The following is a 9,904-nucleotide window of genomic DNA, read 5'->3' as shown; positions in this document are numbered from 1 at the left end:
TAAATTTGGGTTAAATAGAAAACCACTGTACTTTTCTGATACAGCGATCATTTTGAACATCGACCTTGCCGCGGACAGTGCAAACTTTCTGCCCCTTCCACGGAAGGAATACACGGCGTCGAAGGTCATTTACGACCTCTCGACCATGCCCGAATGGCGCTATCATCTCTGGAATATAAATATGCTGGCCGGACCGCCAGTCAGATAAAGAGATTTCTCGAGCCCCTAATAGCAATTCATCTCGGCTCTGCCCAGACAAAAACGCCCAATTACAAAATGCAATTGGGCGACCTTGTTCATCTTCGTAATAGCAAAACTGATTTAGCTCAAACGCTGGCATAATGCGCTGCTGCCATTCAGCAACAACGTATCTACTGTGGAGAGGTGAATGCTGACTTAACAACATCACCCCACCAATTAAATTTTGAATTTGCGCTAAGGTTAGATTTGCTGATTGATGTGTAATAGACATGTGCCCTATCTCATCGAATACAGCGACTATTTTGCTTTAGAAGCTCGCTTCTTTGGCGCAGATTTTTCTTCTGTTTTCACTTCTTCAGCTTGGTCAACATTAAGATCATCTGAAGGTAAAAAACCAGCTGCAACTAGCTTGTCAAATTCTGCCGACATGCGAGGATCTTCGAGCATGTTTTTAACCATTGAAACCATATACATGAAACCAGAAGCTGGCATATGAACGACTTGTTTAAGTTCTAGGTCACCATCATTTTCAGCCATTACACCACTAGCCATGTTTTTTTGATCTTGACCTACGAAATAAAGAGAAAAAACACCTTTATTGTAATTAACACTAGATACTGTTTGAACAAACTTCTCTGTCATAAATTAAACCCGATTAATTATACACAACGGCTTGATTAGCCTTATAAACAACTCTTATTAGAATAGATAAAACAAAAAACTAAATATATTATGTTTTATAAATTAATTTTACACCCCAAAAAATTTCGAATCAACTTACTTTAATATTTGTTTTAGAGCATAAACTCTATTAGTTCACACATCTAAAACCGACCATTATCATAATTTGAAAAATAAACAATGCATTTTATCGCTCACAATATTTCATGTTTTTTTTCGGTTATTAGAAATATAAATTTGAAGACTTACTAAGGTGCTGATACTATGCCGCACTTTTTTAAACACCATAAAAATCAGACACGAAGCTTAAATCATGACACAAAATGAAGTTTTAACCTTGAAGTGTATACACCTGTACTTAAGTATTTTAGGCACTAAAAAGACATCATTGATATAAAAAAACAACTGCAGAACCAAATAACTTCAACGATGAATTAAAGAAGATACAAATAGACAACAAAGTTAATATTGTAATTAAGCGTTCAAAAACAAAAAACATTAACAATATAACAACACCTGTTATTCTATTCGATACTCAAGGGCTATCATTTATTTTAGCGAAGTCTAATAAAGATAAATGTTTAATACAAAAACCTAATAAAGAAACTCCTGAAATAATTTCTTATAGAGAACTCAATTCAATTTGGAACCACAAATGGATTGAGGTCAAACAAGCTCAATCACGGTTTGATATCACTTGGTTTATTCCTGAATTTTTGCAACACAAAAGAATACTCGGGGAAATTTTTTTGTTTTCTTTTGTATTGCAAATACTCGCCTTAATCTCACCGCTATTTTTTCAGGTTGTGATGGATAAAGTACTTGTACATCAAGCTTGGTCAACCCTTGACGTGCTTGTGATAGGGCTTGTGATCACTGGCATTGTAGAGGTTATACTTCGCGGCTTGCGCGAATATCAATATGCGCACACAGCCAATAGAATTGATATTCAATTGGGGCTTAAATTAGTAAAGCACTTGCTTGGCCTTCCTTTGATGTTCTTCAAAACACGCCAAGTAGGCGCTATCGTAACTCGAGTGCGTGAGCTCGACACCGTACGAGAATTTTTGACAGGCTCTATGTTCACTTTAACTGTCGAGTTCTTGTTCATGTTTGTCTTTCTTTACGTAATGAGCTTACTTTCGTCAACCCTCACATGGTTATTTATGGTAACCATTCCTCTTTATGTATTACTCGCTTGGTGGCTCACGCCTCGAATGCAAACGGCGGTAGAAGAGCAATTTACACATGCTGCTGCAAATACCTCATTTCTAACAGAAACAGTGGCTGGCAGTGAAACTCTAAAAAGCTTAGCCGTAGAGCCACGCTTTGTTCGCCGTTGGGACGAACAAACAGAAAAAATGGTTTCTACTGGATACGTAGTCCAACAAATTAACAATCGCTCTAATCATGCAGTTCAACTTATACAGAAGGTAACCAGTGTCGGTATTTTATGGCTAGGAGCAACTGAAGTATTGTCATTGGAGATGACTATTGGCCAACTTATTGCCTTCAACATGATGACGAATCACATAGCTCAACCCTTATCTCGTATGGTCGAACTATGGGGGCAGTTTATTCAAACCCGCGTAGCATTAGAGAAGTTAGGAGACATGCTCAATTTGCCGGTAGAACAACATACAGGTAACGACATGGTGACAATGCAAGGGGCTATTTCTTTCAAAAACGTTCTGTTTCGTTACCAACTTGATACCCCTCCAACTCTCGATAACTTATCTTTGGATATACAAGCAGGAGAAACCTTAGGCGTTGTCGGCACATCTGGTTCTGGGAAAAGCACCTTAGCTCGATTATTACTGCGACTATACACCCCAGAACAAGGGTTAATCACGGTTGATGACACTCCACTGAATCAAATTAGTATTCAGCAACTGCGTCAACAAATCGGCATCGTGCTGCAAGAAAACTATTTATTTAACAAAAGCGTTTGCGAGAATATTGCCCAATCAAAACCGGAAGCAAACTTAGAAGAGGTTATCGAAGCGGCGAAGCTCTCTGGAGCCCACGAGTTTATTATGAAGCTCCCAATTGGCTATGACACGATATTAGCCGAAGGCGGACAATCTCTTTCTGGTGGGCAGAAGCAACGGCTCGCGATTGCACGAACTCTGCTTTCTAATCCCAAAATCATTATTTTAGATGAAGCTACTAGTGCACTTGACGATGAATCACAGGCGTTGATTCAATCCAATATGACGAGCATCGCAAAGGGCCGAACGGTCATTACTATCGCTCACCGATTATCCACCGTACGAGATTGTGATCGAATTATTGTTCTTCACCAAGGGAGTATCGTCGAGCAAGGCAGCCACCAACAATTATTAACGTTGGGTAAACAGTACAAACAGTTGTGGCAACTTCAACAAGAGCTCAAACAAGAGGATTCAAACGCATGAAAAGCGTAATCAAGCAATTCTTGGCTAGATTCAAGTTCAACCAAGCCGCAGAGAACCACTACGAGTTTTTGCCTGCACACCTCGCTTTGTCACAACGCCCTCCTTCACCATTTGCTCGTTTAACGGCAATCACTCTTAGCCTAGGGGTCATGGCGGTATTGCTTTGGGCGTATTGGGGGAAACTGGACGTACAAGCGACAGCAACCGGGCGTTTCGTTGTCTCTGGACGTTCACAAGTAATTCAATCTTATGAACAAAGTAGAGTCCTCTCCATTCACGTTAAGGACGGGCAGAGAGTTGATAAAGGCGCGCCACTTCTTACTCTCGACACCTTAGGCATTAATCAAGACATTACACGTCTCATCACTCAATCCGAATATCAGACAAATGAGTTAGTTCGCTACCGATCTCTGATCAGTGGCCTTCCACTCTCTAAAGACCTTCTATTTTCGACCTTACCATCGGCACAGCAGACATTAATCAATGAAAACCACCTTAGCGAGAAACGCGAGTACGAGTCGACTCTTGCAAGTATCAAGGCAGAAATGCACGTCAACAATGCATCACAGGAAGCCCGTCAAAGCGACATCAGCGCCTTAATTCAGTTAACCGAAAATATTAGCCAAAGACTCGCGGCACGAAAAACGTTGAATCAAATAAAAGTCATTGGACACGTAGAGTATCTAGAGCAAGAAAAAGAGCTACTGGAGGTTCAGCGTCAAGTGTCTCAGCAGCGAGCTGAATTAGAGGTTTTGAAATCCCAATATCACAGCCTTGAAGAGAGGTTAACCGGTTTCAAAGCACAAAAGCAAAGAGAGTGGCTTGAGAAACGAAAGCAAGCAAAGTTGCAGTTGGTTGGGTTAGCTCAGGAGTTATCTAAAGTTCGTGAGCGTGAACAATTAGAAATAATCCGCTCCCCTGTCGATGGCACGGTACAGCAACTCAGTATTTACACGCTAGGCGCGGTACTTCAACCTGCACAAAACTTGATGATTATTGTCCCTGAAAATTCCGTTCAGCAAGCAGAGATACAGATTCTCAACAAAGATGTAGGTTTTGTTTATCCCGGACAGTCAGTGACCGTAAAAGTAGATGCGTTTCCATATACTCGCTACGGCACTATCGAAGCGGAGCTGTTAAGTATTTCTCGTGATTCGACCACGGATGAACGTCTAGGGCTTGTTTTCCCAGCCCAAGTTAAACTCATCAATAACAATATCTTAATTAACGGAGAAAGCGTTGAACTAACGCCAGGTATGTCCGTTGTTGCGGAAATCAAAACGGATAAGCGCCGAGTTATCGACTATATACTGAGCCCAATACGTGAATACCAAGCTGAGTCGCTACGAGAGAGATGAGAATGGATATGACCTTATCAACAACACAAGATGTGTCTATCGCCCAAGATACCTCTTGCACTCAAGATACCTCTAGCAATCAAGATATATCTGCCACAAAAGATAATGGCGGAATAGACGCCGTCGTTTATGCCGGAAATCACTTTCACAAGAAATCGACTAAAACACAGCTAAAACATGCATTGGGTGTCAATCATTCCAATTTGAGCGACATGCAAATAAGGGAAGCGGCGGATTATATCGGCCTGAAAAGTCAAGTAACGAAAGTAAAATCAAGCGAGCTAGATACCCTTCCACTACCCGTTTTAATTGAAATCGACAATAGTTGGAAAGTGCTCACAAAGTCAGCTGATGGTTCCTCTCTTTTACATGACCCAACCACTCAATTAGACCAGCAGAGTGAGCTTAGTCTGAGTAGTCAATTATCGATGTACAAGGTAATACTGGTCGCGGATGAAAGACTAAGTAACAAAGAAGTGAAATTTGGCCTTAGTTGGTTTTCCCCCTCTATTTGGCGTCAAAAAAGCCAGATGCGTGATGTATTTTTCTATGCTATTGCACTTCAGATATTCGCACTAGTAAGCCCGTTGCTATTTCAAAATGTCATCGACAAAGTACTAGTAGGTCGCAGTTTATCAAGTCTTCATGTGCTCGCAATGGCAATGCTCGCATTAGCTATTGCTGAACCAGCATACAGCTACTTACGCAATACCGTATTTGGTCATTTGGCGAGTCAGGTTAATGCAGAGCTATCAGGGCGCCTTTATCGTCACTTAGTTGGCCTTCCACTCACTTATTTTAAGCAGAGACAAACCGGGCAAATCATTGCGCGAGTTCGTGAAATGGCACAAATCCGTCAGTTTTTAACGGGTTCGACGTTAATGTTATTACTCGATTTAATTTTTGTGGCTGTCTTTATCGCCGTCATGTTCCACTATGCTAGTACTCTGACTTGGTTAGTAATCGGTTCATTGATCATCTATTTCTTACTTTGGCTTATCGCTGGCCCCTTAATAAGAAAAAAAGTGGAATCAGAATACGAATCAGACGCCGACGCCACAACCTTTTTAACTGAAGCGATAACAGGCATTGAAACCATTAAAACAACTGCTACTGAACATCGATTCTTACATCAATGGCAACGCATACTCAGCCAGCAACTAAAGCGTAGTTTCGATGCTCAAAAGTCTGGGTTAATCGCAGGGCAAGGCATCGCACTTATCCAAAAGCTTACCGCTGCATTATTGCTATGGTGGGGAGTCAGCGCTGTACTAAATGGTGAGCTAACGCCCGGTGAATTGGTCGCATTCAATATGTTGGCTGGTCATGTTACCCAACCGGTACTTAGACTTGCTCAAATTTGGCAAGACTTTCAACATACTCTCATTGCATTGAAGCGAGTGGGTGACATTCTTGACGAACCAAAAGAAAACAGTAAACAGGGGCTAGCTTCTGTTCCTGAACTCAATGGTGGCATAGAGTTTCACAACATTAGATTCCGTTACCACGAAGACGCTCCAGAGGTACTAGCTAACCTCTCATTAGAAATAAAACCAGGGCAATTTATCGGTATTACAGGCCCATCGGGTTCAGGGAAAAGTACCATAACCCGGCTACTACAACGCTTGTATGTTCCCCAGCATGGTCAAGTGTTGGTCGACGGTATGGACCTAGCTATCGCGGATCCTATATCGTTACGCCGCAATATGAGTGTTGTGTTGCAAGACAGCATTCTTTTCTCAGGGAGTGTTGCAGATAACATTCGCCTAAGTAAGCCACAAGCTTCTGATGAAGAGATGCGTCACGCAGCGCAGCTTGCTGGCGCTATAGAATTTATTGAAGAGCTTCCCCACGGGTTCGACCAACCGGTCGGTGAGAAAGGCTCTTCTCTATCTGGTGGTCAGCGTCAACGTGTCGCATTGGCAAGAGCCTTACTCGTAAACCCTCGAATTTTGCTGCTTGATGAAGCGACTTCTGCTCTAGATTATAACTCTGAAGCTGCCATCATGAGCAACATGGACGAGATCTGTCGAGGTAGAACCGTAATTAGCATCGCACACCGCCTCAACACTCTTCGTCATGCGGATAACATTTTAGTTCTTGATAAAGGCCAAGTGTGTGAAAACGGAACTCACGATGAGCTGGTTGAGAAAGAAGGACTTTATGCCAAACTCTGGAAACAACAGATAGGGTAATAAAATTATCGTATCTATTGCGAGAGAAACTCGAACTTAGGCTGTACCTGAATATCTGTATTTGATTAGTTCAATACCAAACATCATTCAATAACTAGAGTCTCAAACACTGATCGTAGACAATTCTTTATAACTTGTTGTTAATCAACTACAGCAAGTTGAAAGCCATGAACTGACTAACTATTAAAACTGCCAAACTACACCTTAGTTGGCAGTTTATTCATTTATGCATACAGGTTCATTTATTAACGCCCTTCTAACATAGCAAGAACATCACATAGCCCTTCCTAATTAAGTCTAATAATCCACCACTCACGAAGTAGCATCACAAATCCAAACATAAACTCCTCGTACCAGTTGCGCATCCGTTTACATATAGGTAGTTTGAGCGGTTTCGCAACCTATCAATTCGAGCAATGACGTTCATGCGAACATCTTTTCCGAGCAAAAGTGTTCGGATTAACATTTCAAGTGACTTTAATTAACAATTTTATGCTCAAACGCTCATTTTTGATGTTCGTTTATTTTCGAGTTCGCAAATATATGCACAATACACGTGCTAGATAAGCAAAACTAAAAAGGACTCGAACATGACAACAAACAAACACCCTTCTTTATTTGGGCAATGCTTGGCTGAATTTATCGGTACAGGATTACTCATATTCTTTGGCGTTGGCTGTGTGGCCGCTCTGGTATTAACTGGTGCGACATTCGGACAATGGGAAATTAGTATCATCTGGGGCTTCGGTGTTGCGATTGCAATTTACTGTACTGCCGGCGTTTCAGGCGCACACATCAACCCAGCCGTAACAATTGCACTGGCTATGTTCCATGGCTTTGATAAAGCGAAAGTGGTGCCTTACATCATTTCGCAACTGCTTGGCGCTTTCTGCTCTGCAGCATTAGTTTACAGCCTGTACAGCAACCTATTTACTGACTACGAAATTGCACATAACTTCGTTCGTAGCAGCCAAGACGCACTATCAACCGCAGGTATTTTCTCAACATACCCACATGCTTCACTTTCTTTCTTTGGCGCTTTTGCTGTGGAATTTGTGATTACTGCTGTTTTGATGTTCGCTATCTTAGCGTTAGGTGATGAAAACAATGGCGCATCTCGCGGCGCAATGAACCCTCTACTGATCGGTATTCTTATCGCGGTAATTGGTGGTTCTTTAGGTCCACTAACTGGCTTTGCAATGAACCCTGCTCGTGACTTCGGACCAAAACTGTTCGCTTACTTTGCAGGTTGGGATTTCGCACTAAGCGGGGCTCGTGATATTCCTTACTTCATCGTTCCAATTATTGCTCCAATCGCTGGCGCGTGTTTTGGCGGTTGGCTGTACCCACGCGTTATCGGAGCTTACCTACCAGTCGAAGGCCAAGGCTGCACAATTCCAAACCAATGTGAAACAGAAGAAGAAGCTAAACAAGCTCAAGCTTAATCCCTAAGCAACCTTACATTTACTAAAATATAAATAACGAAAGAAAAAGGATTCTTACCATGACCGAGCAAAAATACATTGTTGCCTTAGACCAAGGCACCACAAGTTCTCGCGCTGTAATCCTCGATCACGATGCAAACATCGTTAGTTCTTCTCAACGAGAATTCACTCAGATTTACCCGAAAGCGGGTTGGGTTGAGCATGATCCAATGGAAATCTGGGCGACTCAAAGCTCTACATTGGTTGAAGCGCTTGCTAAAGCAGGCATTCGCAGCGACGAACTCGCGGGTATCGGTATCACTAACCAACGTGAAACCACTATTGTTTGGAACAAAGAAACTGGCAAACCGGTTTATAACGCAATTGTATGGCAATGTCGCCGTACTGCAGACATCTGTGAAGACCTTAAAGCACGTGGCCTAGAAGACTACGTACGTGACAATACTGGCTTAGTCCTTGACCCGTATTTCTCAGGTACCAAAGTAAAATGGATTCTAGACAACGTTGAAGGTGCTCGCGAAGATGCTGAAGCAGGCAAACTACTATTCGGTACGGTTGATACTTGGTTGGTTTGGAAAATGACTCAAGGACGTGTACACGTTACGGATTACACCAACGCGTCACGTACTATGTTGTTCAACATCAATGACCTATGTTGGGATCAGAAGCTACTTGACGAGATGGGTATTCCAGCAGTCATGATGCCTGAAGTGAAGCGCTCTTCTGAGGTATACGGTCAAACGAACCTTGGTGGTAAAGGCGGTACTCGTATCCCAATCGCTGGTATTGCGGGTGACCAACAAGCTGCACTATACGGTCAAATGTGTGTAGAAGCTGGCCAAGCTAAGAATACTTACGGCACAGGTTGCTTCCTTCTGATGAACACAGGCCAAGAGAAAGTAACCTCAAAGAATGGTCTACTAACAACGCTAGCATGTGGTCCTAAAGGCGAACCAGCATACGCACTTGAAGGTGCGGTGTTCATGGGCGGTGCATCAATCCAATGGCTACGTGATGAAATGAAGCTATTAGCTGGCGCAGAAGACTCTGAGTACTTCGCAACGAAAGTGGATTCTTCAAACGGCGTTTACGTGGTTCCTGCATTTACAGGCCTAGGCGCGCCATACTGGGATGCTTATGCTCGAGGTACGATTGTTGGTCTAACTCGTGGCGTTAACTCTAACCACATCATCCGCGCAACACTGGAAGGTATTGCTTACCAAACGCGTGACGTACTAGACGCAATGCAAGCTGACTCAGGCATCAAGCTAGCGAAACTACGTGTTGATGGCGGCGCAGTAGCGAATAACTTCCTAATGCAATTCCAATCAGACGTGCTTGATACTGAAGTTCACCGCCCTGAAGTAACGGAAGTTACGGCTTTGGGTGCCGCTTACCTTGCTGGCCTTGCGGTTGGTTTCTGGGACAGCATTGACGAGCTTCAAGACAAAGCTGTTCTTAACCGCACGTTCATGCCACACCACGACGAAGAGAAGCGTAACCGCCGTTACAAAGGTTGGAAGCGTGCTATCAAGTGTGCACAGGTTTGGTCTGAACTGCACGATGACGACGAAGAGTAATCTAAGCGTGAGTTAACAGAGGAGTTC

At 42.8% G+C, this 9,904-nt stretch carries 5 protein-coding genes and 2 pseudogenes; 5 read left to right on the top strand and 2 right to left on the bottom strand.

Features of this window, described 5'->3' with window-relative positions; all coding sequences use genetic code 11:
• Positions 1-10: 10 nt before the first annotated feature.
• Positions 11-472 (bottom strand): RTX toxin-activating lysine-acyltransferase RtxC, encoded by a 462-nt coding sequence (rtxC, locus tag IHV80_RS18065; RefSeq protein ID WP_192891723.1) that lies wholly within the window; start codon positions 470-472, stop codon positions 11-13.
• A gap of 26 nt (positions 473-498) precedes the next feature.
• Entirely contained in the window at positions 499-843 is a 345-nt protein-coding gene (gene rtxH, locus IHV80_RS18060; RefSeq protein WP_192891722.1) for a protein RtxH, read from the bottom strand.
• A gap of 352 nt (positions 844-1,195) precedes the next feature.
• On the opposite strand from rtxH, the pseudogene IHV80_RS18055 reads away from it, so the two are divergent.
• The 5 genes and pseudogenes from IHV80_RS18055 to glpK all read left to right on the top strand — a co-directional run bounded on the left by IHV80_RS18055 (position 1,196) and on the right by glpK (position 9,877).
• Positions 1,196-3,299: pseudogene (locus tag IHV80_RS18055) on the top strand (peptidase domain-containing ABC transporter).
• Positions 3,296-4,657, top strand: a complete 1,362-nt coding sequence (locus IHV80_RS18050; RefSeq protein WP_192891721.1) for an HlyD family type I secretion periplasmic adaptor subunit — start codon at positions 3,296-3,298, stop codon at positions 4,655-4,657. The pseudogene IHV80_RS18055 and the gene IHV80_RS18050 overlap by 4 nt, the downstream one beginning before the upstream one ends.
• A 104-nt stretch (positions 4,658-4,761) precedes the next feature.
• A pseudogene (locus tag IHV80_RS18045) lies at positions 4,762-6,852 on the top strand (type I secretion system permease/ATPase); the annotation flags it as partial.
• 590 nt (positions 6,853-7,442) lie between these two features.
• A complete protein-coding gene (locus tag IHV80_RS18040; RefSeq protein ID WP_192891719.1) occupies positions 7,443-8,297 on the top strand; it encodes an MIP/aquaporin family protein in 855 nt (284 codons plus the stop codon).
• A 59-nt stretch (positions 8,298-8,356) separates the two neighbouring features.
• Positions 8,357-9,877, top strand: coding sequence for a glycerol kinase GlpK (gene glpK / locus IHV80_RS18035; RefSeq protein WP_017108454.1), 1,521 nt, complete (start codon positions 8,357-8,359; stop codon positions 9,875-9,877).
• Positions 9,878-9,904: the final 27 nt, after the last annotated feature.

It is taken from the genome of Vibrio bathopelagicus (assembly GCF_014879975.1).
GTDB classification, from domain to species: Bacteria; Pseudomonadota; Gammaproteobacteria; order Enterobacterales; family Vibrionaceae; genus Vibrio; species Vibrio bathopelagicus.
Note: the sequence above shows the minus strand (reverse complement) of the source record. Positions and strands in the feature narration are given on the sequence as shown.

Coding starts and splice junctions, on each gene's coding strand:
- rtxC (WP_192891723.1), bottom strand. CDS start 472: ATGTCTATTACACATCAATCAGCAAATCTAACCTTAGCGCAAATTCAA.
- rtxH (WP_192891722.1), bottom strand. CDS start 843: ATGACAGAGAAGTTTGTTCAAACAGTATCTAGTGTTAATTACAATAAA.
- IHV80_RS18050 (WP_192891721.1), top strand. CDS start 3,296: ATGAAAAGCGTAATCAAGCAATTCTTGGCTAGATTCAAGTTCAACCAA.
- IHV80_RS18040 (WP_192891719.1), top strand. CDS start 7,443: ATGACAACAAACAAACACCCTTCTTTATTTGGGCAATGCTTGGCTGAA.
- glpK (WP_017108454.1), top strand. CDS start 8,357: ATGACCGAGCAAAAATACATTGTTGCCTTAGACCAAGGCACCACAAGT.